At 68.4% G+C, this 25418-nt stretch carries 29 protein-coding genes and 1 tRNA gene; 16 read left to right on the top strand and 14 right to left on the bottom strand.

Going from position 1 to position 25418, the window contains the following annotated elements; all coding sequences use genetic code 11:
* Positions 1-308: 308 nt before the first annotated feature.
* Entirely contained in the window at positions 309-1073 is a 765-nt protein-coding gene (locus ACIN94_RS01040) for a M15 family metallopeptidase (RefSeq protein ID WP_400697816.1), read from the top strand.
* Between the two features lie 196 nt (positions 1074-1269).
* A complete protein-coding gene (locus tag ACIN94_RS01035; protein WP_400697813.1) occupies positions 1270-2133 on the top strand; it encodes an NUDIX domain-containing protein in 864 nt (287 codons plus the stop codon).
* Positions 2134-2317: 184 nt separating this feature from the next.
* On the opposite strand, the gene ACIN94_RS01030 is transcribed toward ACIN94_RS01035, so the two are convergent.
* Entirely contained in the window at positions 2318-3085 is a 768-nt protein-coding gene (locus tag ACIN94_RS01030) for a PrsW family glutamic-type intramembrane protease (RefSeq protein ID WP_400697811.1), read from the bottom strand.
* A 214-nt stretch (positions 3086-3299) separates the two neighbouring features.
* Between ACIN94_RS01030 and ACIN94_RS01025 the strand changes: the two genes are divergently transcribed.
* The 4 genes from ACIN94_RS01025 to ACIN94_RS01010 all read left to right on the top strand — a co-directional run bounded on the left by ACIN94_RS01025 (position 3300) and on the right by ACIN94_RS01010 (position 5190).
* Positions 3300-3890 (top strand): hypothetical protein, encoded by a 591-nt coding sequence (locus ACIN94_RS01025; protein WP_400697808.1) that lies wholly within the window; start codon positions 3300-3302, stop codon positions 3888-3890.
* Positions 3891-4044: 154 nt separating this feature from the next.
* On the top strand, positions 4045-4467 hold the full coding sequence (locus tag ACIN94_RS01020; protein WP_400697806.1) for a hypothetical protein: 423 nt from the start codon (positions 4045-4047) through the stop codon (positions 4465-4467).
* A gap of 3 nt (positions 4468-4470) precedes the next feature.
* A complete protein-coding gene (locus ACIN94_RS01015) occupies positions 4471-4857 on the top strand; it encodes a hypothetical protein (protein ID WP_400697804.1) in 387 nt (128 codons plus the stop codon).
* A gap of 96 nt (positions 4858-4953) precedes the next feature.
* Positions 4954-5190, top strand: a complete 237-nt coding sequence (locus ACIN94_RS01010) for a hypothetical protein (RefSeq protein WP_400697802.1) — start codon at positions 4954-4956, stop codon at positions 5188-5190.
* Positions 5191-5356: 166 nt separating this feature from the next.
* Here the strand turns inward: ACIN94_RS01010 and ACIN94_RS01005 are convergent, their stop codons facing one another.
* A complete protein-coding gene (locus tag ACIN94_RS01005; RefSeq protein ID WP_400697800.1) occupies positions 5357-6301 on the bottom strand; it encodes a ribose-phosphate diphosphokinase in 945 nt (314 codons plus the stop codon).
* A 155-nt stretch (positions 6302-6456) separates the two neighbouring features.
* Here ACIN94_RS01005 and ACIN94_RS01000 point away from each other — a divergent pair, with 155 nt between their 5' ends.
* Together ACIN94_RS01000 and ACIN94_RS00995 are read left to right on the top strand one after the other, a co-directional pair.
* Positions 6457-6705, top strand: a complete 249-nt coding sequence (locus ACIN94_RS01000) for a cell division protein SepF (RefSeq protein ID WP_400697798.1) — start codon at positions 6457-6459, stop codon at positions 6703-6705.
* Positions 6706-6770: 65 nt separating this feature from the next.
* Positions 6771-7475, top strand: a complete 705-nt coding sequence (locus tag ACIN94_RS00995; RefSeq protein WP_400697796.1) for a class I SAM-dependent methyltransferase — start codon at positions 6771-6773, stop codon at positions 7473-7475.
* 107 nt (positions 7476-7582) lie between these two features.
* On the opposite strand, the gene ACIN94_RS00990 is transcribed toward ACIN94_RS00995, so the two are convergent.
* From ACIN94_RS00990 to ACIN94_RS00980, 3 genes are all read right to left on the bottom strand, one after another.
* Complete coding sequence (locus ACIN94_RS00990; protein WP_400697793.1) at positions 7583-8179, bottom strand: hypothetical protein; 597 nt, start codon at positions 8177-8179, stop codon at positions 7583-7585.
* A 275-nt stretch (positions 8180-8454) separates the two neighbouring features.
* Positions 8455-8543 (bottom strand) — tRNA-Ser (locus ACIN94_RS00985).
* A 127-nt stretch (positions 8544-8670) separates the two neighbouring features.
* Positions 8671-11004, bottom strand: a complete 2334-nt coding sequence (locus ACIN94_RS00980) for an AAA family ATPase (protein ID WP_400697791.1) — start codon at positions 11002-11004, stop codon at positions 8671-8673.
* A 115-nt stretch (positions 11005-11119) separates the two neighbouring features.
* Between ACIN94_RS00980 and ACIN94_RS00975 the strand changes: the two genes are divergently transcribed.
* Together ACIN94_RS00975 and ACIN94_RS00970 are read left to right on the top strand one after the other, a co-directional pair.
* Positions 11120-12076, top strand: coding sequence for an NAD(P)H-quinone oxidoreductase (locus ACIN94_RS00975; RefSeq protein ID WP_400697788.1), 957 nt, complete (start codon positions 11120-11122; stop codon positions 12074-12076).
* Positions 12077-12081: 5 nt separating this feature from the next.
* Positions 12082-12591, top strand: a complete 510-nt coding sequence (locus tag ACIN94_RS00970; RefSeq protein ID WP_400697786.1) for a bacterial proteasome activator family protein — start codon at positions 12082-12084, stop codon at positions 12589-12591.
* Here ACIN94_RS00970 and ACIN94_RS00965 read toward each other — a convergent pair.
* Entirely contained in the window at positions 12582-13379 is a 798-nt protein-coding gene (locus ACIN94_RS00965) for an HAD family hydrolase (protein WP_400697783.1), read from the bottom strand. The genes ACIN94_RS00970 and ACIN94_RS00965 overlap by 10 nt on opposite strands.
* Positions 13380-13616: 237 nt before the next feature.
* Here ACIN94_RS00965 and ACIN94_RS00960 point away from each other — a divergent pair, with 237 nt between their 5' ends.
* Positions 13617-13820, top strand: coding sequence for a cold-shock protein (locus tag ACIN94_RS00960; protein WP_012886943.1), 204 nt, complete (start codon positions 13617-13619; stop codon positions 13818-13820).
* A 468-nt stretch (positions 13821-14288) separates the two neighbouring features.
* Complete coding sequence (locus ACIN94_RS00955) at positions 14289-14516, top strand: hypothetical protein (protein WP_400697780.1); 228 nt, start codon at positions 14289-14291, stop codon at positions 14514-14516.
* A 47-nt stretch (positions 14517-14563) separates the two neighbouring features.
* On the opposite strand, the gene serS is transcribed toward ACIN94_RS00955, so the two are convergent.
* The 3 genes from serS to ACIN94_RS00940 are packed head-to-tail and all read right to left on the bottom strand — an operon-like array spanning position 14564 to position 18110.
* A complete protein-coding gene (serS, locus tag ACIN94_RS00950) occupies positions 14564-15826 on the bottom strand; it encodes a serine--tRNA ligase (protein ID WP_400697777.1) in 1263 nt (420 codons plus the stop codon).
* A 41-nt stretch (positions 15827-15867) separates the two neighbouring features.
* Positions 15868-16788 carry a prephenate dehydratase gene (gene pheA / locus ACIN94_RS00945; protein WP_400697775.1) on the bottom strand — a complete coding sequence of 307 codons (921 nt, stop codon included), beginning with the start codon at positions 16786-16788 and terminating at the stop codon, positions 15868-15870.
* Between the two features lie 20 nt (positions 16789-16808).
* Positions 16809-18110: a glycosyltransferase 87 family protein gene (locus tag ACIN94_RS00940; RefSeq protein ID WP_400697773.1), complete on the bottom strand. Its 1302-nt coding sequence runs from the start codon at positions 18108-18110 to the stop codon at positions 16809-16811.
* Between the two features lie 115 nt (positions 18111-18225).
* Between ACIN94_RS00940 and ACIN94_RS00935 the strand changes: the two genes are divergently transcribed.
* Positions 18226-20451 (top strand): hypothetical protein, encoded by a 2226-nt coding sequence (locus tag ACIN94_RS00935; RefSeq protein ID WP_400697771.1) that lies wholly within the window; start codon positions 18226-18228, stop codon positions 20449-20451.
* Here the strand turns inward: ACIN94_RS00935 and mptB are convergent.
* The 3 genes from mptB to ACIN94_RS00920 form a co-directional block, all read right to left on the bottom strand.
* Positions 20333-21793 (bottom strand): polyprenol phosphomannose-dependent alpha 1,6 mannosyltransferase MptB, encoded by a 1461-nt coding sequence (mptB, locus tag ACIN94_RS00930; protein WP_400697769.1) that lies wholly within the window; start codon positions 21791-21793, stop codon positions 20333-20335. The genes ACIN94_RS00935 and mptB overlap by 119 nt on opposite strands.
* 98 nt (positions 21794-21891) lie before the next feature.
* Positions 21892-22572: a glycosyltransferase family 2 protein gene (locus tag ACIN94_RS00925; protein ID WP_400697766.1), complete on the bottom strand. Its 681-nt coding sequence runs from the start codon at positions 22570-22572 to the stop codon at positions 21892-21894.
* Positions 22569-22922 carry an STAS domain-containing protein gene (locus tag ACIN94_RS00920; RefSeq protein ID WP_400697763.1) on the bottom strand — a complete coding sequence of 118 codons (354 nt, stop codon included), beginning with the start codon at positions 22920-22922 and terminating at the stop codon, positions 22569-22571. The genes ACIN94_RS00925 and ACIN94_RS00920 overlap by 4 nt, the downstream gene beginning before the upstream one ends.
* A 223-nt stretch (positions 22923-23145) precedes the next feature.
* On the opposite strand from ACIN94_RS00920, the gene ACIN94_RS00915 reads away from it, so the two are divergent.
* Positions 23146-23667 carry a hypothetical protein gene (locus tag ACIN94_RS00915; RefSeq protein ID WP_400697760.1) on the top strand — a complete coding sequence of 174 codons (522 nt, stop codon included), beginning with the start codon at positions 23146-23148 and terminating at the stop codon, positions 23665-23667.
* Positions 23668-23701: 34 nt separating this feature from the next.
* On the opposite strand, the gene ACIN94_RS00910 is transcribed toward ACIN94_RS00915, so the two are convergent.
* A complete protein-coding gene (locus ACIN94_RS00910; protein WP_400697758.1) occupies positions 23702-24397 on the bottom strand; it encodes a response regulator transcription factor in 696 nt (231 codons plus the stop codon).
* 115 nt (positions 24398-24512) lie between these two features.
* Here ACIN94_RS00910 and ACIN94_RS00905 point away from each other — a divergent pair, with 115 nt between their 5' ends.
* Positions 24513-24680 carry a hypothetical protein gene (locus ACIN94_RS00905; protein WP_400697756.1) on the top strand — a complete coding sequence of 56 codons (168 nt, stop codon included), beginning with the start codon at positions 24513-24515 and terminating at the stop codon, positions 24678-24680.
* Positions 24681-24750: 70 nt separating this feature from the next.
* Positions 24751-24879, top strand: coding sequence for a hypothetical protein (locus ACIN94_RS00900; protein ID WP_400697753.1), 129 nt, complete (start codon positions 24751-24753; stop codon positions 24877-24879).
* Between the two features lie 50 nt (positions 24880-24929).
* Here the strand turns inward: ACIN94_RS00900 and ACIN94_RS00895 are convergent, their stop codons facing one another.
* The gene (locus ACIN94_RS00895) at positions 24930-25403 is read right to left on the bottom strand and encodes an ATP-binding protein (protein ID WP_400697751.1); all 474 of its coding nucleotides are present in this window, start codon (positions 25401-25403) and stop codon (positions 24930-24932) included.
* Positions 25404-25418: the final 15 nt, after the last annotated feature.

Genomic DNA, 25418 nt, shown 5'->3' with positions numbered 1-25418 from the left:
GCGCGTCACCGGCGGCATCGCGAGCATCGCCATGACACACCTCTCCCCCGAGCAGACGCCGTCCGAACCCGTGTTCGAGCCGATGTCGCTGACTGTAGCGCGAGTTCGAACACGGGAGCGAGAGTTTCATAGAAAAGCTCGGCTAAAAACCTGAACGCGCTGGCCAATGTGCCTGAAACCGGTCGAAAGCCATACGGAGCCCATGCTCGCCCCCGACGGGATGGCCACCGTGTCCGCCTCTCACCTCGGGTATCCGGACAACTACAATGAAGTCTGTCCATCTCTCCGGTGTTGTGGGGGGGCAACAGTTGAGAAGCTCCCAGTTCGCTGTACGCATCCGGGCGACCCTCACGGTGGCCGCCGGCTTCCTCGCGGCGACCGCGTGCGGCGCTGTGAACACGCCACAGTCCCCGCCGACCGGCTCACCGACCACCCTGACACCCGCACCGTCGTCTCCCACCCCCGAACGCGTCAACACGAGCCCGAGCCCGACCCCCACCGGCCCCCCGAAGTTCTCCGCCCAGGTGTCCAAGGTCACCCGTGCCCAGCTCCCGTACTCCTGGCGCCCCGGATGCCCGGTCCCGGTCGACGGCCTGCGGATGGTCACGATGACCTACTGGGGCTTCGACCACAGGCCGCACACCGGCAGGCTCGTCGTGAACAAGGATGTGACCGACGACATCGTCACGGTCTTCGGGCGCCTGTACGGCTGGCGGTGGCCGATCTACAAGATGGAGCCCGTCGACGTCTACAAGGGCGACGACTTCGCCTCGATCGAGGCCGGCAACACCTCGGCCTTCAACTGCCGCCCCGCGACCGGTTCGAGTAACTGGTCACAGCACGCGTACGGCAGGGCCGTCGACATCAACACCCGCGAGAACCCCTACGTGTCCGCGGACGGCTCGGTGGCACACAAGAACGCCCGCGCGTTCGCCAGGCGCCCCGTGAACGCCCCCGGCGTGATCAACCCCGGCGACCGGGTGGTCCGGGCGTTCGAGCGACTCGGCTGGGAGTGGGGCGGCTACTGGTCGGGCATCAAGGACTACCAGCACTTCAGCAAGGGCGGCGGCTGAGCGGGGGCTTCGCCGTACCCCGCCTCCGCGGAACCGCGGTGCCCGCACAGAACCGGCACACCGAACCACGGTGCCCGCACAGAACCGGCACACCGAACCGACACACGGAACCGGCACCCGGAACCGGTGCCGTGTGAGACCGGGCCGGCACCGGCCTGCCCCGCGGGGCAGGGATCTCTTGCTGCATCATTGACTCATGGCTGCCAGAGACGGCGACGGATGGGCCTACTGCGGTCGCGGGCATCGGCACTGGGGTGTGTACGGCGCGGCGGGCCTGCTCGCCGTCCACCACGACACGGCCGGGACACCCCGCATCCTGGCGCAGGAACGCGCCGTCTGGAGCCATCACGGCGGCACCTGGAGCCTGCCCGGCGGTGCCCTCGACAGCCACGAGGACGCCATCACCGGTGCGCTCCGTGAGGCCGGGGAGGAGGCGGCGCTGACCGGCGACGGCCTCCGGGTCCAGGGTGTCTATCTCGACGACCACGACGGCTGGTCGTTCACCACTGTGATCGCCGAGGCCGGCGACCTGCTGGACGCGGCTCCCGCCAGCAGCGAGAGTGCCGACCTGCGCTGGCTCACCCCCGGGCAGATCGCCGCCAAGAACCTGCACCCCGGCTTCGCCGAGACCTGGCCCGTGATCAGCCGGGCACTCGACCCTCTGGTGGTAGTCCTCGACGTCGCCAACATCGTGGGCGCCCGCGCCGAGCATGGGTGGTGGAGGGACCGCGCCGGAGCCGCCGCCAAGCTGGTCGCGGAAGTGGGCGTCCTTTCCGGCAGCGGCCTGCGTACCGTGCCCGACGGTCTTCCGGCTCTGGACCGGTGGTTCCCGCGCTTCACCATGGTCGTCGAGGGCGCCGCCCGCGGCGTCCCACCGCTCCCGGGCGTCTCCGTGATCGCCGCCCCCGGGAGCGGCGACGACGCCATCGTGCAGGCCGTACAGGATGTCCCATCCTGGGAGCGCGTTCTGGTCGTCACCGCCGACCGGGGCCTGCGCGAGCGGGTCACGGCCCTGGGAGCCCTGGTCACCGGCCCCAGGTGGCTGCTGTCCCGGATATAAATGTTCCACGTGGAACATCACACGGGTCTGGGACGGTACGGGCCAGGTCCGACCCGATCCACATGTCCCTGGATCGTTGCAGCCAGTTCCGGCGGGCACGGCCTCGCTGTGCCCCGGCATGAGATGGTGCGACGGGGTCTCCTCGGGGTGCGGGTCACGCGGCGTGGGCACGGGCTGTCGAAGGTCAGGCGCGGGGCGGTGCCGGGTCCGGGTCCGGGTCCGGGGGCAAGGCCGGGACCAGGTCGCGGGTAGCCCGGTAGAACAGCCAGTAGCTCACCGCCGCGACGGCGAGGAAGAACAGGCGGGCGGGGGCGGGGATGTCGAGCGTGAGGAGGCCGTCGTTGAGGGAGTGCAGCACTGCTGCCGCCACGAAGGCTCCGGCGACGGAGAACGTGATCACGATCTTCCCCCTGACCTGCCAGGTCCCGAAGGCGACCGCGCAGATGAGGCCGGTCCAGGCGAGGTGGCTGAACGGGGTGGCGAGCCCGCGCATGAACAGCACCATACCCGCGTTGACGGCACCGTCATGGTCGACGTTCTTCCAGGCATAGGACATCGATTCCATAATCGCGAACCCGGTCGCGCAGGACAGGCCCAATGCCACGCCGGCGGCCTTCGTGAGGTAGCGGCCGGTCAGTGCGACCAGGAGAAGGGGAAGGGCCTTGGCCGATTCCTCGATCCACCCGACCTGCAGGATCGAGGGGCCGTGCTTGTCGGAGATGAACAGAGCGTCGAAGTATCCGCCGAATAGAAGGGCAACACCCCCACCGAAAAGGAACATCCCCACCAGGGTGACGCCCGGGACGCTGACGCCGATCCCTGTCCGGTCATGGATGGCGACCAGGAGCCCGACGGGGCCGGCCGCCGCCCCGTAGAAGAAGGCCGCCGGCATGACCGCGCGGTTGCCGACGGTCTCCGTCATGGCGATGAGTGCGGCTGACAGTGCCGCCATGGCGATCCACACTTTAAACCACCGATGTCGGTAGAACCTAAAATGTTCACGCATGAGAAGTAAATCCCCATTTGGGGCAATCCGAATTCGGATTAATAGCTCATATTTACCTAAAAGTCGCTTTCATGGCTCAGACTGCGACCGTCATGGCCAACCGTGATCATCGGGCGTTACGATCACATCCATCTACTCCCAACCGCCCTGGAGGCCTCGCGTGGGCTATCCGCCGCAGTACGGCCGGCCGCCGCGAGGCGAGACGGGCCGGGGGCTGGCGGTAATCGTGATCATGGTCATCGGCGTGCTCATCGGAGCGGCGATCGCCGTAGCTGCGACACTCGGGCCGGTCGTCACAACCGAAAGTCCAACGGCGACCCGAGGCCCCGAGCATTCGGAGGCCGCACTCCGGCAGACCGCCCAAGCGGGACTCGACTCCTATTCCAGCGGATCCTACGGCGACTTCTGGAGCCTGTGGAGCGCACAGGCCCAGACGGCGATCGCGCGCGAGGAGTACATCAGACTGTTCCAGCTGTGCCCCGAGCCCGTGCTGAACATCCGGTTCACCATCACCACCATCACGGTCAGCGGCGACACCGCGAAGGTCCAGGCCGAGCGGCCCAACGACATGGCCGACTTCGACTTCCTCTTCGAAAGCGACGCGTGGCGGTACGTACCGCCGCCGGAGGAGCTGCAGGAATACCGGACCAAAGGTGTCGACCAGCTGGCAGAGCAGCGACGGACCTCGGGGACCTGCGGGGTCACCATATCCATGCCCGACTCGTTCACTCCCGCCACACCATCGGACTGATCCGTCCATATGACGGAAGACCCGGACACGGAAAGTGAAAAACATTCGGCGGTTCCCGACCGAACTCTTGTTATCTTCCGTCGCCATACTGATTGATCGCCAAAGTCGCAGAAGGGTGCTGTCAACCCCGGGATTCACAGCTACTGTCAGATGTATGTCCCATCCCCAGCCGGCCTGGCGAGACGGCACAGATTCGGACGCACCGAAATCGAATGATCAGGATGCCGCTATACAGGAGCCGGCTCATGTTCCCCTGTGGCTCGCGCACCTCCAGCCCCGAGAAGGAAAGGAGGGGACTAACACGTCGATCCCCGATGTCTCCGTAACCGTGGAGCTGGATAAAGCAGACTTCGAGGCGCTTTCCCGCAAGGCGCGATCAACAGGGAGTAAGATCGCTGACGTGATCCATGCCGCCGTCCAGCGAGAGATCGGCGCCAAGCCGCACGTCATCACGCTGATCCACCGCTGGAACCTGCACCGTGAAGACCTCGACGTGGCAGCCGACGCCCTAGGGGTCGATCAGCTGTCCGATGCGGAATGGGGCCAGGTCGGCACCCGCCGGTTCCGGAGGTCCTGACGTATGCTTCCCGGTCGAGTGCTCGACGTCAGCGCGCTGATCGACATCGCGGTGGCGAAGACCGAATACTCACGGAGCATCGCCGCCATGTGCCTTTTCCGCGGCGGCGGAATATGTGTTCCGGCGACCTGTCTGGCAGCCGTCATGTCCATCTCCCCGATGTCCACCCAGGTAGAGCTGTTCGAGCTCGTCACAACACCCGGCGTGATGATCGACGACTTCACCTACGGCAAGGTTGGGGACATCGCGGAGATCCTCGACGGATCGCGCGACGTCACCGCGGGGCACGTCCTCTGGTGTGCCAGAAACACCAAGTGGCCCATCCTGACAGACCGTGGCGGAGAGCTCTCCCAGTACGACCAGCACATCGTGATCGACCCATTGCCCTGAGGCATCGATTCCGGCTGAAGCCGCGGCAACAAAATGGTAATCGATAATATGTACATTCGAGATGCCCGACGGGCCCGGGCCGTTCACACTATGGACATGACGGACCAGGCGAAACGCATCAAGCTCGACATTCCTGACGGTCCAGAATACGACCAGGTACGCGATATGCACGGGCATACGGTGACGGTGTTCGAGTCCACCGAGGTCAACGGCCGGCGCTCGCTGAAGATCGGCAGCCGGACGCTGGCGCTGCAGAGGGTGGGGGTCGACGAGAGCGGCGACGAGGCGATGGAGGTCTTCCGCGCCCAGTCGATCTCGGAACCGTCGTACTGAGCCGCAAGATCACCGAGCCGGGCCTGATCCGTGGAAGCACCTCGGGTGACGCCCCTCCCACCGGATCTTCCCGGCCCGCACCGCCTACGGCTCCGACTCTGAAACGCTGATCACCCTGGAACCGGAGTGCTTCCGCCGGGGACACAGAGATGTTTCGCGGGATGGATCAGGGGGCGTCGAACAGAGCGCTGACCGATTCACCGTCGTGGATGCGGCGCATGGCTTCGGCGATCGCGGGAGCGATCGACAGGACGCGGAGTTTCGAGCCGGGCTTGGTGCCGGTGACGGGCACCGTGTTGGTACAGACGATCTCCTCGACATCGGCCTGATCACCGAGGCGGTCGATGGCCCCGTCGGCGAAAAGACCGTGCGTGCAGGCGACGCGTACCGAGTTGACCTTACGTTCACGGAGACGGTCGAGCAGTTCGATCACCGTTGTGCCTCTGGCGATCTCATCGTCCAGGACGATGACGTCCTTGCCCACGACATCACCGATCACTGAGCTGATGGTGACGCGGTCGTCGCTGAACCGCTGTTTGACTCCCATCGCGACCTCGACTCCCAGGAGACGGGCGAAGGTCGCGGCTTCCTTGGCACCGCCCAGGTCAGGCGAGACGATGACGGTGTTGGAGAGGTCATACTGGCGGAAATGAGCGGCCAGTTCGCGCAGAGCATGCAGGTGATCAACCGGAACGCTGAAGAAACCGTGGACCTGAGGTGAGTGCAGCGTCATGGTGAGCACTCGGCTGGCTCCTGCGGCCACCAGAAGATCGGCGACCAGGCGCGCCCCGATGGAGATGCGCGGCGTGTCCTTCTTGTCCGATCGGGCGTAGGCGTAGTGGGGCATCACCACGGTTGTCCGGGCCGCTGAGGCTCCCCTGGCGGCGTCCAGCATGAGGAGCAGTTCGACGAGGTTCTCCTGGACCGGAGGGACGAGAGGCTGGATGAGGAAAACGTCCCGTTCCCGGCAGTTGGCCTGCAACTGCACTTCCACGCAGTCGTTGGCGAAACGCCTGACCCGGACCGGATGCAGCGGAGTCCCGAGATGGGAGCAGATCTCGGTTGCCAGCTCGGGGTGGGCACTACCGCTGAACACGGTGATGTCTCGCACGAGACGCTCCTTGTCTGGGAGTGGTGCTTGATCAACCAGGCCAGCGGCATGCTACAGGCGAATACACGCCGACCCACGGCACCAATGGGAAGCGCCGAGGGAGAGTCCGGTGGAAGATGGCTTGACGGTCATCGCGGGTGGTGGAGGCTGATGCAATGATCAAGACGCTGTGTCCTCGGGACTATAACGAGGCACTCTACGTGGGACATTTCTTCCGTACGGGTAATCCCGTGGTGATGGACCTCACCAAGCTGCCGGACAGCGAGGCCAAGCAGTTCGTGGACTTCGCCGCCGGCCTGGTGTTCGGCAGGGGTGGGGACATGGATCGTCTGTCGCCCAAGGTGTTCTTGCTGATGCCCCGCGGAATGACCGAGCGATCATCGGCTGCTGACGAGGCGCAGTAGGTAGGTGACCGGACGGCGCTGCGGCCTGGGACCGTACACACGCGGATCGAGTAGCGTTGCCGGCCATGACTGACTTCGTCTCCCTCCCCTTCTATGACCTGCTCCACGAAAACGGGCACGTGCCGGGGATCCGAGAGAAGTTGCCCCCGCTTCTCGCCGGGGTACGGCGGAGCATCCTGGAGATCGGTGCGGGAACCGGCCTGATCACCACGTCGCTGGCCGACTGGACACCGGCCGAGATCTTCGCGCTGGAGCCCTCGGCCGGTATGCGCGGGGTGTTGCTGTCCCGGCTGAGCGCGCGCCCGGAACTGCTGAAGCGCGTGACCGTGTTTCCCTGTGACGCGCTGAGCGTGGACCTGGACGAGCCGGTTGAGGCCATGGTGATGATCAACGTGATGTACGCCCTTGAGCCGGATTACCGCAAGCGGCTCTGGCCGGTGCTGGCGGCCCAGCTGGAACCTGGCGGTCTGTTGGTTTTCACCTGGCGCGATGGCGGTCCCCCGGCGCCGCGTCCTCTCCAGGAGCTGGACTCGCGTCAGGTGGGCCGGCACACCTACACGGTCCTGTCGGAGATTCTCGAGTCGGACGAGGAGGCGTGCAAGGCCCGCTACCTCTATCGGATCACCGAGGACGACAAGGTGATCAGCGAGGAGGAGATCGTCGGCCACGCCTACCGTCCCGTGTGGGAGACGATCGAAGGGGAGCTGGTCAGGGCGGGTTTCGTCCAGACCGACGCGCCCGAAGGGCTCCTCGCCTGGCGGCTCGCCTAAGGTCAGGCGGGCGCGACACCGTGTCGCACCGCCCTGTCTGCCGTCGACCCACGCGGGGTGGCGGGCTTCTGCGTCCGAGGCAGCCGTCCCTGGTCGGTGACGGGTCGTCAGGGCGCAGGTATGAGGCCGAGGGCGGCCAGCAGCAACGGGGCGGCCAGCAGGATCAGGCCCAGCATCACAGGTGCGCCGAGCACGCCGAGGACGGCGACGCCTTTTCGGAGTCCGAAGCGTCGTGAGTGGGAGATCGCCAAGACACCGTAGCCGGTGGCAAGCAACAGGAAAAAGAGCACGTAGCCGACGCCGGCCAAGTCGATCTGGTCGGCGGTTCCCGACAGGCCCGTGGCCATGCCGACCGCTTGCACCACGCTGCCCAGGGAGTACACGCCGAGCATCGCAAACGCTCCCCACAACAGCACGCCCAGGAGCGCCGGAGGAAGAAACCTCGGGCGTTTGGCGAGCGACAACAGCGCCACAGCCGCCCCCATCGTCTTCAGCCCGACGACGAGCCAATTCATCACGGCGATCCCGGAAGCGTACGCGGCATAGGGACCGTCAGCGAAATGGTCGGTCATCTCGAAGACGATGTTGACGACCGCGAACCCGATGCAGCACAGGGCCACCAGTCGGCCTGTCACGGTGACACCGGTGCCGGGTCGTGCGGGTGCTTGGGGACGATCGGTTGCGGAAGCAGCGGTGGAGGACATGTCGCCAGTCAACAAGAATCCCGCAACCGAGTCCTCCCCCTCGAGGGGGAGATCGACATCATGTACCGGCGCTGGAGTAAGGATCGCGGTAACAGCCGAGGCCGTGAGCGTCACGCCGTTCAGCCTCCACGATCTGCCGCACCTGGCCGCCGATTACCTCGCGCGGGAGGAGATAGAAGACCCCTCACGGTGGCATGCGGCTGCGCATCCTGGAAACGATCAACGGCGCCTGATCCGAGGGAATCCCCTGGTCAGACGCCGTTTCAGGTGGTGAGCGGAGAGCGTGGGATTCGAACCCACGAGACCGGTCACCCGGCCTAGCGGTTTTCAAGACCGCCGCCATCGTCCACTAGGCGAGCTCTCCTGGCGACACGCTCTGAAGAACGTGTCAGATTGCACCTTAGCCTCTCACCGCTCCAGATGCGCACGGGATACGGGGGCCGCCCGTCTCCGCCCGAAAGCTCGGAGACGGGGCGCTCGCCGTACCGGGTTCAGGGCTGCATGCCTGCGAAGCCGTCACCCACCGAGGCCGCCAGACGGAGGTAGGACTCCCGAGTGCCGGGCTGCAGTCTTTCCAGGTCGATCTCCGCGCCTTCTTCAAGGTGGGGGTCGTACGGGACGCGGATCACGGCGCGACAGCGGGCCGCGAAGTGGGCCTCCAGGCGGTCGAGGTCCACGGTGGACTTCGAGCGAGGACGGACGCTGCACAGCACCACCGTGGCTGAACGGACCAGCTCTTCGTAGTGGTGGGCTTCCAGCCAGTCGAGGGTCGCCGAGGCCGCTCGGGCGCCGTCCACGGACGGGGAGCTGACCAGGACAAGCTGGTCGGCCAGACCGAGGACACCCGACATGGCCGAGTGGAGCAGGCCCGTGCCGCAGTCGGTGATGCAGATCGAGTAGAAGTTCTCCAGAACCTGGGCCACTGACTGGTAGTCGGACGCGCTGAAGGCCTCGGACACCGACGGATCGCGGTCGGAGGCGAGGATCTCCAGCCGGGACGGGGCCTGCGAGGTGAAGGCCCGGATGTCGACGTAGCGCCGGATCTGCTGGCGCTCGTTGAGCAGGTCGCGGACGGTGGCGGAGGTTTCCAGCTCGAGCTTGTCCGACAGGGTGCCGCGGTCGGGGTTGGCGTCGACCGCGATGACCCGGTCACCGCGGACCTGGGCGAGAGTGGCGCCGAGACCGACCGTGGTGGTGGTCTTTCCGACGCCGCCCTTCAGGCTGAGCACGGCGACCCGGTGGTGACCCGTGGCGACGGGGGTGCGCGCACGGCCGACCAGCTCGCGGCGGCGGCGGACCTCAGGGGACTCACCGGGCTTGATAAGACCTGCCGACGCCTTGTAGATCAGCTTGCGCCAGCCCCCGGCGGGCCCGTTGCGGCGTCCCCTGAGCAGCGATTCGGGATCCAGGCTGTCAGCCGACGGCCTGGGCACACCCGGTATCTGCTGCCGAGAGGGGGCACTGAAGGTGGGCGACGGGGTCGACTGGCGGCGGCGCGCCTGGTACGGCTCGGCCGGTTCTCCGCCCGGCACGAAGGGCGTGACCTGTTCGGAGGTAGGAGCCGCGTCCCGGCTGGGAGCCGGAGACGTGTCCCGATCCGGGGTAGGGGTCGTGTCCCGGCTGGGGACCGCGGGTGCCTGCCGGTCCTGCGCGAAAAGCCTGTCCTGCTCGGAGATGAAAACCGTGTCCCGATCCGGGGTAGGGGTCGTGTCCCAGTCCCGGACGGAGCTCGGCGGACCGGAGGAGTCCGAGCCGAACGAGCCTGGGGAACGCTCTGCCGGCAGGGTCGAAGCCGGGCGATCCACGCCGAAGGACTCGGGGACCCGGAACGGCTCGGCGGCCTCGGGCCTGGAAGGCTCGGGGCCCGCAGCGGCCGGTCGGAGTGACTCGCTGACGATGAACGGTTCGACGGTTCTGAGGACAGGTAGGTCGCGGTCCTGTCCGGCATCACGGGAGCCGGACCCGTCATCCTCCTGCTCAGCGGCGCCGGGAGCGGAGCGGTCACGGTCGGAACCGGTGCCCGGGAGCGCGGAGTCCGCGCCGTCGAAAGCGGAGCGGTCACGGTCGGAACCGCTTGGAAGCGCGGAGTCCGCGCCGTCGAAAGCGGAGCGGTCACGGTCGGAACCGGTACCCGGGAGCGCGGACCTGCCCCGGCCGGGATCCGCATCACCGAACATGAGTCCTTCAACCCCGGGGGTCGAGGGCTTGAAAGGTTCGAGAACGGGGCTGGAGGACTCCGCCGGCTTCTCCGGGCGCTGAGGTTGCTCGAACAGCCCGCGGGAGGGCTCCTGCTCGGGTCCCGTATACGAGCTACGGGCCTCAGGCTCGGATCCCGCGTACGAGCTAAGGGTCTCAGGATCGGATCCCGCGTACGAGCTACGGGCCTCCTGCTCGGGGAACTCGCCCGAGATGTGGCCGCCGGGGTCACCCTGTTCCTGGCGGGGCAACGGCTTGAGCGGTGCCAGGAAGCCGTCGTCGTCCTGGGCGGAGGGGACCGGGAGCGAAGGAAGGGTGAAGGCGCTCACCGTGTCGGCCGCCTCGATCCAGCCGACCGCGTCGGCGGCTTCGGCCGGTGAGGTCGTCAGGGCCACCGATGCGCCCGCGGGGTCGTAGGCCGAGTCGACGGCCGTACGGAACAGCGGCGACGAGGCCGCGTCGGGGTCGGACGGCACCGAACCCCACGGGTCCTTCGGGTACGGCGAGATAACGGCTTCATCCGCCGTGGTGCTCGTCACCGCGCCGGGAGGCATCTCCTCCTGCTCCTTGATCGCGTCGAGCCAGGCGAGCTGTTCCTCGAGAGATTCCTCACGATCGTGTCTCGCCACCGGGTTCCCCCTCGGGATGGGCATAAAAGGGCAGCAAACACATAGCAGGGTAACGCCCTGTGTTCTCGTCAATGCGGGCAACCACCAAGTTGAGCCCACCGGATAACTTGGTCATATGCGCGCCATCGTGATCGATAAACCTGGTGGACCCGGAGTGCTGACCTGGCGGGAGGTCCCCGATCCCCGCCCCGGACGGGGCGATGTCCTTATCGATGTGACCGCCTCGGCGGTCAACCGGGCCGACATTCTGCAGAGACAGGGATTCTACGACCCGCCTCCGGGTGCCCCGGCGTACCCGGGACTGGAATGCTCCGGCGTGGTCACCGAGGTGGGCTCGGACGTCGAGGATTTCAAACCGGGCGACCGGGTGTGCGCGCTGCTGGCCGGAGGCGGCTACGCGCAGCGGGTCGCGGTGCCCTGGCAGCAGGTCTTGCGGGTGCCCGACGGTGTGGACCTGGCCGAGGCCGCGGCCCTGCCCGAGGTGGCGTGCACGGTCTGGTCCAACGTGTTCATGACCGCGCGTCTGAGGAAGGGCGAGACGCTTCTCGTCCACGGTGGCGGCAGCGGTATCGGCACGCTGGCCGTACAGCTGGCCAAGGCGTTCGGCTCGCACGTGGTCGTCACCGCCGGATCGGCCGAGAAGATCGCCCGCTGCCTGGAGCTCGGCGCGGACGAGGGGATCAACTATCACCGGGAGGACTTCGCGGAGAAGGTCCGGGCCGATGTGATCCTCGACATCATCGGCGGCAAATACCTGCCGGGCAACGTGAAGGCGCTCAAGACCGGCGGACGGCTGGTCGTGATCGGACTGCAAGGTGGCTCGACGGGCGAGCTGAACCTGGGGATGCTCCTCGCCAAACGGGCCTCCGTGCACGGCACCACGCTACGCGCGCGTCCGGTCGACGAGAAGGGGGTCATCGTGCGCGGTGTCGTGGACAACGTCTGGCCCCTTGTCGAGGCGGGAGCGATCCGGCCGGTCATCCATGCCCGGGTGCCGATGAGCGATGCCGCGGAGGCTCACAAGATCATGGAGTCTGGCGACCACATCGGGAAAATCCTGCTAGTAGGTTGAGGGCTATGAACGCTGAGGAGAGCATTCCGCACATAGTGGTCATGGGCCCCCAGGACGGCCAGGCCGATGAGGATGGCGAGGGACGGTCGATCACCGAGCTGGTCGAGCAGCCCGCCAAGGTGATGCGGATCGGCAGCATGATCCGCCAGCTCCTCGAGGAGGTCCGTGCGGCTCCGCTGGACGAGGCCAGCCGCAAGCGGCTCAAGGAGATCCACCAGAGCTCGATCAAGGAGCTCGAAGACGGTCTGGCGCCCGAGCTGGTGGAGGAGCTGGAGCGCCTGTCGCTTCCGTTCACCGAGAACGACAACGGCGCCCCGCCCAGCGATGCCGAGCTCCGGGTCGCGCACGCGCAGCTGGTCGGCTGGCTTGAGGGCCTGTTCCACGGGATACAGACCACGCTTTTCGCCCAACAGATGGCGGCCCGCGCTCAGCTGGAGAACATGCGCAAGGCACTCCCCAGCGGCGTTTCCCTCCCGCATGAGAGCCATCAGGGCAGCTCGGGCCCCTACCTGTAGAGGTCCTCAAGCACCCTGGCGACTCCGTCCTCGTCGTTGGTCGTGGTCACATGATCGACCGCGGCCAACACCGTGGTGTGGGCGTTGGCGACGGCGTAGGAGATGCCCGCCCATCGCAGCATCGGCAGGTCGTTGGGCATGTCACCGAACGCGATCACTTCGGCGGCCCTGATCTCCCGCTTCTCGGCGAGCACGGCCAGCGTGGAGGCCTTTGTCACACCGTGGGCGCTCATCTCGATCAGGGCCCGGCCGCTGGAGTGGGTGGGGGTGACAAGGTCGCCGACCAGCTCACAGACCTCCTCCTGGAGGACGTCGGGGTCCATCCGGGGGTGCAGGGCCAGAAGCTTGGCACCCGGTCGCGAGGTGAGAGCGGCTGTCCCGACACGGAACCCGGCGCCTCCCTTGCCATCCCAATGGTCGAGACGAAAGTCCGATTCGTGAGCGAATCCGCCCTCGTATTCGACCGAGAAGGCCAGCTCGGGAACCTTTTCACGGAGACGCGCCACAACCTCTTTGAGTACATCTGGGGGGATGAGGTGTGATTTGACGATCCGCTCGGTGTGCAGGTCGTAGACAAGGGCACCATTGGCGCATATGGCCAAACCCCTATGGCGTACCGCTCCCGCGACCGCGTGCATCCATCGGGGCGGTCGGCCGGTCACGAAGACCAGCGTGGCCCCGGCGTTCTCCACCCGGGCGAAAGCGGCCGTGGTACGGGGTGAGACGGTCCCGTCCGAGCGCAGAGCGGTGCCGTCGAGGTCTGTGGCGACAAGCCGGGGGCTTTCCATAACAGGTCCCAGTCTGCCCTGTGCCCTCCGAGGCGCGAGCCGCGGGATCCATCTCCGAGGAATCTTCCGCATGGCGGGAACACGGGTCCACCGGATAGTGTTAGATGTGATGGCGTTGTATTAGCTGAATCCCGTTGTGAAAACCAGTTTGACTGAACCACCCCGGGGCTTGCTGTACGACACATGGGGTTCACGAGGTGTGAATCCCAAAGTTTCAAATCCTGAGGGAGAGCTTTAATGGCTCAGGGAACCGTCAAGTGGTTCAACGCTGAAAAGGGCTTCGGCTTCATCGCACCGGACGGCGGTGCACCGGACGTGTTCGTGCACTTCTCCGAGATCCAGGGCAACGGCTACCGTAGCCTCGAAGACGGCCAGCGGGTCGAATTCGAGATCACGCAGGGCCAGAAGGGCCCGCAGGCCTCACAGGTCCGCGCCGTCTGACATAGACCTCTGGTAGCGAGGGAGGCGGGGTTCGCTTAAAGCGAATCCCGCCTTCTCCGTTTCTCCACCTCCCCGGCCGCCTCCGCCCACACGCCCCGTCCCGCTACGGCCTCTCAGAGCGCCGACGAGGGCCTCACGGCCAAGTGGGGGCGGATAGAAGGTTCCCGACCTCCTACGGGACTGTGGGGGCGTTCGGGATGTCCAGGAAAGATCGCGGACCGTCCAGGCCCACCCTCCAGCGCTACCTCGCGGGATGACCGGCACCGCCCACGACACGGCCTGATCACGAAAAGCCACGCTGCGCGAACAATGCCGGGCCACAGCACATCTACCGTGACATGAGGCATCCGTACGGCCCTGCCCTGGCCTGGCTCGGTCACCCCGTGACCGTGATCGCCATCATCGTGCTGCTGGTCAACGACCATGTGCTCAAGGCCCTCTGGCCCGGCCTGGTCACCGGCAAGCTGAGTGACGGCGGCGGTCCGGGCGCGCGTATCCGCCCGGACCTCGCTCGTACTGGCCGCCCTCGCCTCCTGCGAGTCGTTCGCGATCTGGGGGATCTTCTCCGGCTGGGAGTGGGGCACTCCGGACGACTACTCGACGGCGGTGCTCCTCGCGTGCCTCGCCGGAGTCGCCGTCTCCGTCCTGGTCGGCTGGACGGCCGCGCGGAGGACGGGCCAGGGGCCGGTGGCATGAACGGCGGAGGCCCCCGCCGACGTACGGCGAGGGCCTCCGGAGGACGGCTACTTGACGGGTTCGAGGACGTCGAGACCCACGTAGGGGCGCAGGGCCTTGGGGATCACGACGGAGCCGTCGGCCTGCTGGTGGTTCTCCAGGATGGCGACGATCCAGCGGGTGGTGGCCAGGGTGCCGTTCAGCGTGGCCGCGTGCTGGGGCTTGCCGTCCTTGTCGCGATAGCGCACGGCCAGGCGGCGGGCCTGGAAGTCGGTGCAGTTGGAGGTCGAGGTGAGCTCGCGATAGCGGCCCTGGGTGGGGATCCACGCCTCGCAGTCGAACTTCCGCGCCGCGCTCGTGCCGAGGTCGCCCGCCGCGGTGTCGATGACCCGGTAGGGCACCTCGATCTTGGCGAGCATCTCCTTCTCCCAGGCGAGCAGCCGCTGGTGCTCCTCCTGTGCGTCCTCGGGACGGACATAGGAGAACATCTCGATCTTGTCGAACTGGTGGACGCGGATGATGCCCCGGGTGTCCTTACCGTACGAGCCCGCCTCGCGGCGGAAGCACGTCGACCATCCCGCGTAGCGGTACGGGAGCGAGCCACCGTCGAGGATCTCGTCGGCGTGGTAGGCGGCCATGGGCACCTCGCTGGTGCCGACCAGGAACAGGTCGTCCTCGGGCAGGTGGTAGACCTCGCTGGCGTGGGCACCGAGGAAGCCGGTGCCCCGCATCGTCTCCGGCTTGACCAGCACCGGCGGGATCATCGGGATGAAGCCCGCCTCGATCGCCTGCTGCATGGCCATGTTGAGCAGGCCGAGCTGGAGCCGGGCACCGACGCCCTTGAGGAAGAAGAACCGCGAGCCGGAGACCTTCGCACCGCGCTCCATGTCGATCGCGCCGAGCAGTTCGCCGAGCGCCAGGTGATCCCTCGGCTCGAAGTCGAAGGACCGCTTCTCGCCGATCTCCTCCAGCACGACGTAGTCGTCCTCGCCGCCCGCCGGCGCGCCCTCCTCCACGAGGTTGGGCACCGTGTAGAGCAGGGCCTCCAGCTCCTTGGCCAGTTTCTCGGCCTCGGCCTCGGCCGACTTGACCTGTGCCGCGAGGTCCTTGGCCCGGTCGAGGAGGGCGGTTTTCTCCTCCCCGGAGGCACGGGACACCGACTTGCCGATGCTCTTCTGCTCGGCGCGCAGCGTCTCGAAGCGACTCAGCGCACCGCGCCGGCGCTCATCGAGGTCGAGCAGCGTTTCGACGACGGAGTCGTCCTCGCCGCGGGCACGCTGCGACGCCCGTAGCCGGTCGGGATCCTCACGAAGGGTACGCAGGTCAATCACAGATCAAGGCTACCGATCTGTAGCTCAAGCTCGCACACGTATCAGGCCTGACCGGTGCGGATCCTGGCCAGCCAGTCCGCCGCCTCGGTGAAGTCGCCGTTGGTGGTCGCGCGCTTGATCTGCGGCGACAGACCGTCGGCACGCGGGTAACTGCCGAGGAAGCGCACGTCGGCGCAGATCCGGTGGAGGCCGGAGATCGCCTCACCGACCCTGGCGTCGGCCACGTGGCCCTCCAGGTCGAAGTGGAAGAAGTAGTGGCCGATTCCGTCACCGGTGGGCCGCGACTCGATGCGGGTCAGGTTGACGCCGCGCACGGCGAACTCGGTGAGCATCTCCAGCAGCGCGCCCGGATGGTCGTCGGTGAGGAAGGCGACCAGGGAGGTGCGGTCGGAGCCGGTCGGCTGAGGCAGCGGGCCGGGGCGGGACACCTGGACGAACCGGGTCACGGTGTCGGACCGGTCACCGACGTTGGCGGCGAGCTCGACCAGGCCGTAGTGCTCCCCGGCGATGCGCGCGGCGATGGCCGCGTCGTACGGCGATCCGGGCAGGGCGACCTCCTGGGCCGCCGCCGCGGTCGACGGGGCCGCGACCACCGTGGCGTCGGGCAGCTCGCGGGCGGTGAAGTTACGGCACTGGGTGATGGCGGCCGGGTGGGTGAAGATCCGCTTGATGTCACCGAGGCGGGTGCCCTGCCGCGTCAGGAGCGAGAACTCGACGGGGAGCAGCAGCTCGGCGGTGATGAGCAGCGGCTCGCCCCAGGCGAGTTCGTCCAGGGTCGTGGTGATGGCGCCTTCGAGCGAGTTCTCCAGTGGGACGACGGCACCGTCGGCCGCGCCGCGCCGCGCCGCGTCCAGCGCCGCGCTGACGTTCGCGGCCGGCAGCCGGTCGGCCTGCGGGGCCAGGAGCCGCAGAGCCTCCTCGGTGAAGGTGCCTTTCGGTCCCAGGTAGGCGAGTTTCGGCATGACAACAGGCTATCCGGCGTCTATCCGAAAGCGCGGGTAAAGCCGGACTTCCGGAAGACCTCCCGGCGTCTCGGCAGCCATACCCCGAGCAGCCAGACCAGGGCCAGCGCACCCAGGCCGAATCCGTTCTGGACGATCTTTCCCAGTACCGGGCTGAGCACCGGGATCTCCGCCGCCTTGATCGTCACTCCCCACCAGGGGATCGGTATCACGTAGAAGAGCCAGACGCAGGCGGCCACCCGGACCCGGACCGGGTCACGCCCGTCACCGGCCAGCGCGCCGAGCACCACGACCACCCAGGCCAGATGGTGGATCCAGGCCACCGGCGACAGCAGCACGGCCATCAGGCCGACCAGTGCGACCCCGGTCACCGCGTGCCCGTCGAGCAGCGCCCGGCGCGCGTGGCGGAAGCCGTACCAGGCGACCACCGCGACCAGTGCCAGCCAGAGCAGGCTGGTCAGCTGGTCGGGCAGGTAGAGCCGGATGAGCATGCCGCGCATCGACTGGTTGGTGGTCGCCGCGTTGGCGCCGAGCCTTTCGGGGTCGAGCAGCGCGTGGAACCAGAAGTCGGCGGCGTCGGCCGGGATCACCAGGAAGGGCAGCAGGGTGAGCAGCCCCGCGGTGAAGGTCGCCATGAAGAAAGTCCTGCGCTGCTCCTGCCGCGCGCCCGGGCCGAAGCCGGTGATGAGCAGGTAGATCAGGAAGACGCCGGGGGTGAGCTTGACCGCGGTGGCCAGGCCGATCAGCATGCCGCGCGGCCAGGCGGGGCGCCGGGCCACGCAGTCGGCCAGGCAGAGCGCGACGAGCAGGACGTCCACCTGGCCGAAGCGGATCTGGTCCCTGACCGGCATCAGGTAGGTGCAGGCGATCATCAGGACCGCGGACAGCGCAGGGAGGCCGAGGCCGCGCGCCCACTCCGGGACAGCACGGCCGTCCGTGTCCCGCTGCGACGCGGCCCGGCCCAGCACGGCGCGGAAGCCGTATCCGATGCTGACCGCCAGCATCACGAAGACGAGGGCCGTCCATACCCACTGCGCGGCGGGCCAGGACATCATCGCCAGCGGCGTGGCCAGCAGCGCCGCGATCGGCGGGTAGGTGAACGGCAGCAGCTGCGGCGCGGGGGTCACGAAGTCGTAGACCGGCCGCCCCGCAAGGATCGCCTGGCCACCGGTACGGTAAACATCCAGGTCGACCAGGCGCTGGTCGTCGGCGTTGCCCAGCCACTGGAGCACCAGCGGTGCCACAGCCACCGCGATGAGCAACAGCGCGAGCGGCCACATCCACGGTGGCCGCCTGGTCGTGGTCACCTTGCCAGTCGTCACGACCAGGCAGGTTACCGTGGGCCTGGGGGAGACAGCCGCCAACGAGTACGTATACGGGGGAAACCGGATGGGCTCAGCACGCGAGGACAGGTCACGATCCGCCGGATCGTCTGGCGTGTCCACCCCCTCCGGGCTCGGCGGCCGGGCGCGTGCTTCCCGCCGTGCGGCCGGCCTGCTGCTGGCCGTCCTGCTCCTGACCCTCTCCGCAACAGTCCTCTCCGGAGCCGGTACGGCCACCGCCTCGGCCGGATCGGTGCCCGCCGGGGTCGCGGTGATCGGAGTGCCGGGCCTGCAGTGGGACGACCTGGACCAGGCGCGGACGCCGAACCTGTGGAAACTGGTGGACCAGGGCGGGGCCGCGTCGATGTCCACCCGGGCGGTTCCGCTGCCCGGGCAGGGCATCACCTGCCCGGCCGCGGGCTGGCTGACCGTCTCGGCGGGACAGCGGGCGGGCGCCCCCGAGACGGACTGCGCGGTGCCGGCGGCGCCGCTTACGGCACCGGACGGCGGGGCGAGCGTGCCCGGCTGGTCCGAGCTGGTGACCTTCAACGCCGTCGAGACCTCCTACAATCCGACGCTGGGACAGCTCGGCCAGCTCGTGGTGGACGCCGGCGGGAAGGTGGCCGCGGCCGGGCCGGGAGCCGCGCTCGGCGCCGCCGACAGATCTGGAAAAGTCGGGAAATACGCGGCGACTGTCGACGAGCTCGGCGACCTGGCACCGTACCGGCTGGTCATGGTGGAGATCGCCGACCTCGTACGGGCCCGGACCGGGGCGGCCGGCGGCCCGGCCTCGATGACCGGGCAGGTCAGGCAGGCGGCGGTGGCGGGTGCCGACCGCCAGGTGGGCGCGGTCCTCGACCGGCTCCCGCCGGAGACCACGATCCTGCTCGGCGGCCTGTCCGACACCGAGGCCACGGCCCACCTGCACGTGGCGATCGCCCACGGCCCGTCGCCCGGCGGCGAGCCGTACCCGCACGGCTACCTGACCACCACCTCCACCCGCCAGGACGGCCTGGTCACCAACACCGACCTGACCTCCACCGCGATCGCGCTGCTCGGCCTGAGGGCCCCGAACGGCGTCGTGGGCCACGCCTGGCAGAGCGCGGGGCCGGACGGAGAGCCGACCGCGGGCATCGTCCGGAACCTGGCCGGCGAGGACCTGGCCAGTCAGGTCCTGCGCGACGTGCGGGGACCGTTCTTCACGGTGTTCGTGGCCGTGCAGATCCTGTTCTACCTGCTGGCCGCCGTCGCGATCCGGCGGGGCTGGGGCGGTTCGCGGGCGCTGACGGCCACGCAGGCCGTCGCGGTGGTCAGCGGCGCGATCGCGATCGCGACCTTCCTGGCCCAGCTCGTGCCCTGGTGGAACCTGCCCGTCCCGATGGCCGGGGTTATCCTGACCATCACCGGCATCGCCTGCGTGATCGCCGGGCTGGCCTTCGCCGGGCCGTGGCGGGCGCACGTGCTCGGCCCGCTGACCGTGGTCGCCGGGATCACCTCGGTGGCCCTGCTGGTCGACGTGATGACCGGCTCCAGACTCCAGGTGAACGCGGTCACCGGCTACGAGCCCGTCACCGGCGGGCGTTTCTACGGTTTCGGCAACATCGCCTTCGCCGTCTACTCCGCCGGGACGATCCTGGCCCTGGCCGGGATCGCCCACTGGTTGATCTCCCGGGGACGCCGCACACTCGCGCTCGCGTTCTGCGCGGTCTACGGCCTGTTCGCGGTGTTCGTCGACGGCTGGCCGGCCTGGGGTGCCGACTTCGGCGGGGTCGCGGCGTTCCTGGTCGGGGTGACCGTCCTCCTGATCCTGCTGTCCGGCAGCCGGGTCTCCCCGATCAAACTCGGGCTGGTCGGCCTGGCGGGCATCCTGCTCATCGGGGCGATCGCGGTGGCCGACTGGCTCAAGCCACCCGACCAGCGCACCCACCTGGGCGCCTTCGTCCAGCAGGTGCTGGACGGCGAGGCCTGGACCGTGATCGGCCGCAAGTTCGGCGCGATGATCGGGGTCACGGTCGGGAACTGGTCGCTGACCCTGCTCTCGCTGGTCGCGCTGGCGTTCCTCTTCCTGGTGCTGGACCGCCCCTCCCGGTGGAGCGCCTCCGCGCTGGGCCGGGCCTACCTGCTCGCGCCGGCGCTGCGCGCCGGGCTGATCGGCTCGCTGACGTGCGCACTGATCGGGTTCCTGATGAACGACTCGGGCATCGCGATCCCGGCGATGGCCCTCACGGTCCTGGTGCCGCTGACGCTGGCCGCCTGCGTGCGCGCGCTCCAGCTCTCGCCGCCCACCACACCAGAGCGAGCGTCAGAACCAGCAGGGACCACGGCACCACCCGCTCCCTGACGACGGTCTTCAGCCAGAGCAGGTCCGCGGGGCGCAGGGCCTCCCGGGCCGGGAGGTAACCCAGGGAGAGGATCGTCACCCTGGCCACCATGAACCTCTCCAGCGCGGGCCAGGAGGCCATGGCCAGGAGCGCGAAGGCCAGCCCGTCGTACCAGGGCAGCGCGTACGGCGCGGCGAACAGCCAGGCGACCACCATCACCGCGGCGACCCCCGGAGCCGTGTCCCACGGCGCCGCCCGCAGTATCAGCCAGGCCAGGACCGCCAGCAGGAGCAGGGAGCCGGACTGGATCCAGGCCGAGTAGGCGCCGGGCCCGGACAGCCCCTGGAGCCCGACCTTGACGAGCTGCCACGGCGTGCCGAGCGAGACCTTCTTGCTGGCCGTGCCGACCTGGTCGAGGACGTGCGGCCCGGCGGCACCGTAGATCACCAGCACGGTGGCCACCGCGGTGCCCGCCACGACGGCGAGCCGGCCGGGCGAGCGGCGCAGCTCCCACGCCGGGCCGAGCGCGACCAGCCCGGCGTTGAGCTTGACCCCGATCCCCACGCCGAGCAGCAGCCCCGACCCGGCCCCGCGTGCCGTGAGCGCCGCGACCATGCAGGCGATCGCCAGGGTGTCCACGTGCATCCCGGCGGCCAGGTGGTAGATCATCAGCGGGTTGACCGTCCACAGGAGCGCCGCCCGCCGCTGCAGGTCCGTGTCACCCCGGGTGAACCGGTGCAGCAGCAGGGCGGTCACGACGAACGCGGCCGCGTTGAACACCGCCATCACGGAGACCGTCAGCCTGACCGAGTCACCTCCGGCGAGACTCGCCAGCGCTTGCAGGGCGGTCGCCACCGGGCCGTAGACGCTCGTCACGCCGGTCCACTCCTCCACCGCGCCGGTGACGGGATCACCGGGGAGTTCGGCGGGGGTGACGGCGTAGGGGTCCCGGCCGAGAGTGACCAGGCGGCCGTAGGCGGCGTAGTTCAGGTGGTCGGCCGAGCCCGACGGCGGCAGGAAGGCCAGCAGGGCCGCCGTCACGCAGCCGGCCGCGAGCAGCCACCGGGGATCCGGCCTCCACCGGGACCGGAGGGCGGCGGCGAGCCCGAGCCCGCCCAGCACGATCGCCGCCGCGGCCATGGCGATCACCAGGTGGCCGTCGGGACGCAGGCCCAGCGAGTACGGAGGCTGCCAGGAGGGGCCGGGAAGTCCGGGAACCATGGCCGAGGGGCCCAGTAGCCCGATCATTATCGTCAGTGCGACGGACAGCCCGACGGCCGTGAACGCGACGGCGCCGAGTCCCCGCGGCACACCGGACCCGGGAACCCGCCCCTCATCGACAGCCGACGGAACCCGAGTCACCCGCAAATTCCAGCACATCCGGAACAGTGCCCGGCGCGGCGGCGTCATACGGACCGGCCCCGGCCCCGCAGCGGGGCGGCCCGGCCGTGCCGGCGGACCTACCTGCGGGCCAGCAGGGCGCGGGCGACGTCACGGAACTGCCTGGCCCGGTGGAGCTGAGCCTTCCAGTCGGTGCCGGTGGCCCGGTGGCTCATCTCCACCTCGACCTCCCGCACCCGGAACCCCCTGCGGAGCAGGTCGATGGTGAGGCCGGTCTCCACGCCGAAGCCGTGCGCCAGGGGCCGGGCGGCCTCGAACGCGGCCCTGGTCAGGCAGCGCTGACCGTTGAGCGGCTGGGCGGGCGTCCATCCGGTGGCGCGCGCGATGCCCTCGCGTGCGAGTTTCACCACGAACCCGTGCCCGCCCAGCTTCACCCGGGTGACGAACACGGCGATGGTCATGTCCACCTCACCCGCCATGACCGGTCTGATCAGAGCCGCGGCCGCGTGCGCGCTCTCCCCCAGATCGGCGTCGAGAAACAGCAGGTGCCGAGGCTCCTCCCCGTCCAGCAGGCGTACGGCCTCCGCCCCGCTCTCCATGGCGGTGGCCTTGCCCCGGTTACGGCTGTGCCGTACGACACGGGCGCCGGCGGCCTTGGCCACCCGGCCCGTCTGATCCGCCGAGCCGTCGTCCACGACCACGACGAGGTCGACACCGGAGAGCGCCAGTGCCGCGGTCACGGTGGCACCGATCCGGTCGGCCTCGTTCTTGGCCGGGATGATCACTGCTGTGCCGGTCATCCTTTGGGGTCGGCTGTCAGTAGCTTCCCGGGCATCGCCTCGTGCACGGTGAACACCGAGTCGAGGCCGGTGACCTGGAGGATTTTACGGACGGCGGGCCGCGGTGCCGCCAACTCCAGGGTGCCGCCCCGTTCTTTCAGCCGCTTAAGGGCAGCGAGCAGAACGTTCATTCCGGTGGAGTCACAGAACTCCACCTTGGACATGTCGATGACCACGTAGGTGGTCGGTGTCTCCAGGAGCAGCCGAGTGAACTCGGACTGCAGACCAGGCGCGGTATATAGGTCGATTTCGCCGACAATGGTCATGACGGTGTGCCCGGCATGAGATCGAGTTGAGACTTTTAGCTCCACAGCGGGCACACTAGCGGCGCGGAGGGCGCTGGTCACGTTCTCTCGGCCAACCCGAGTCGTCAGCCCTTTGTCCCCCGTTTCGGCCTCACGGAAACCTTGAGTGCGCGAAACTTGACACTGTGCAACACCGGCTTGGCCGGAAAGGGGGGAGACCCGGAATCTCCCGACCGCCGCTGCGCCACGTCGGTAGCGGCCGTTGATTAGAAACGGGCTCGAACGCAACATGAACACCGACCTTCCTGAGGATCCCCAACGGCAACTGCTCCGGGAGCACCTGGAGTCCATAATCACCCGCACCGAGAAGGCCACCTCGTGGCACGACGCGGCCAACTCCCTGCGTGATCTGCTGAACCCCGAGGGATACGTGCCGATCAGAACCCGCCTGGCCAGTGAGGATCTCGACTTTCTTCAAGGGGCACGCGAGGAGCTGATCGACTTCGCCGAGCTCGGAGTCAGGCTCCTGGACCTGCACCAGCCCCGCGACGCGGGCGGCATCACCAGCGACGCGGCACACCCGATCCTGCGCTGCCGTAGCTGCATGTGGCGGTGGCCGTGCCCGACCTTCCGCGCCATGGCCGAATCCTTCGGCAGCCCCAGGAATCCGACCTCGTGCCAGCACGTCGAGCCCGACGGCGGCGAGGCCGGCGAGGACACCCCGGCGACCCTCGTCGTGCCCGCCCGGCCCGAGGGGGAGGCTCCGGCTCTGACGACTCCCCACATGGTCGTGGGAGACAGGCCCCTCTGATCCCGCCCCGCCGTGACCGCGACGATCAGCAGGATCATGGCGGCGCCAGAGGCTCGTAGCGGTAGCCGACGCCCCACACCGTGACGATGCGCCGGGGGGCTGTGGGGTCCGGCTCGATCTTCTCCCGGAGACGGCGGACGTGGACGGTCACCGTCGAGGAGTCGCCGAAGGACCAGCCCCAGACCTGGTTGAGCAGCGTGGAACGGCTGAAGACCTGGCGGGGGTTGCGCATGAGGTGGGCCAGGAGGTCGAACTCGCGGGCGGTCAGCATGATCTGCTCGCCGCCGAGCCGTACCTCGTGGGCGCCGACGTCGACCACCAGGGCACCGTCCCTGAGCACGCCGGTCCCGGCCGGCACGGAGGCTCCGCGCGCCCGGCGCAGTACGGACTGGACGCGCAGAGCCAGCTCCCGGGGGCTGAACGGTTTGGCGATGTAGTCATCGGCACCGGTCTCCAGGCCGACGACCCGGTCGATCTCCTCGCCCAGCGCGGTCAGCATGATCACCGGTACCGGCCAGCGCTCCCTGAGCTTCCTGCAGACCTGGAGCCCGTCCATCTTCGGCAGCATGAGGCCGAGCACCAGCAGGTCCGGCGGGTTGGACAGCGCGCGCCTGAGCGCTTCGGCGCCGTCTCCGACGCACTCGACCCGGTGGCCGTCGCGCTCCAGGTAGCGGGCCACCACCTCGGCCACCGCCGGGTCGTCGTCGACCACCAGAATCCGCGCGCTCATAGTCCCCACGGTAGGCCCGCGGGTGGCCGGCCATACGCCGTGTCACCGCTCCGTAAGCACTGGATCGTTATGATTCCGGCTCCCCCGGTGCCGATCGCGGACGTACGGTGTGCTCATGAGTCGTACCGTCATGACAGTCCTGGGCGTCATCCTCGCTCTCTACGTCGTGTTCGGGCTCGTGCTGCCCGCGCTGTTCGGGCTGTTCAAGCTTCTGGTCGTGCTGGCGCTGGTGGCCTTCGTGGTCGTCGCCGCTGTGATGGTCGCGGGCAAGTTCTCCAAGTGAACCTGCTGCTCTTCCTCCAGACGCTGTCGGTCTGGATGTTCGACGGCGGCGGGCCCTGACGGCGACCGCCGTGGTCGGGTTGGGCGTGTTCCTGCTGCTGGCCGCCGTGCTTCCCCTCACCGCCGGGATCTATCTCCTGGTCACCACGGCCTGGGCGGCCGGTGAGAGGGCGGTGCTGTATCGGGCTGTGCCCGCCTGAGGCTGATCCGGTCCGTGTCCCGCCTCACCGGATGTGAGGCGGGACACGATCTATCCGCATTCCCGCAGGGCGGGTCCGGGGAGAGAGATCTGATGGTTGCCGTTACTTTTACTTTTACCGTTACTCACAGTGCTGACGGTGGTGACCATCGCCCAGACCGTGGTCATCTCGTCGTCATGTCTGACCCCCCACTTGGCGGCCAGATACTCGACGATACCGAGGCCCCTGCCCCCCAGCGAGGAAAGTGTGGGAGGCCCGGCGCGCGGCTCTGTGGCGGCTCCTCCGTCACTCACCGCAACCTCGACGTGGTCGTCAGCCCAATGCCATGCCACCCTGATCTGACCGGACGGTAAAGGATGTGCATGCCGGAGCGCGTTGCTCAGCAGCTCGCTGACCACGAGGACCGCATCATCGATCGCGGGCTCGTAGACCCCCCATTCCTGCAGGTCAGAGCAGAGGCGTTGGCGTGCGACGGCAACGCTGGACGGCGCATAAGGCAGCAACACGACGTTCGACGCACTCACCTCCCCGTATCCCTG

Source organism: Streptosporangium sp. NPDC087985 (assembly GCF_044741965.1).
In the GTDB taxonomy this organism is placed as follows: Bacteria; Actinomycetota; Actinomycetes; order Streptosporangiales; family Streptosporangiaceae; genus Streptosporangium.
The sequence above is the reverse complement of the archived record's forward strand: the minus strand, read 5'-3'. Positions and strand labels throughout refer to the sequence as shown.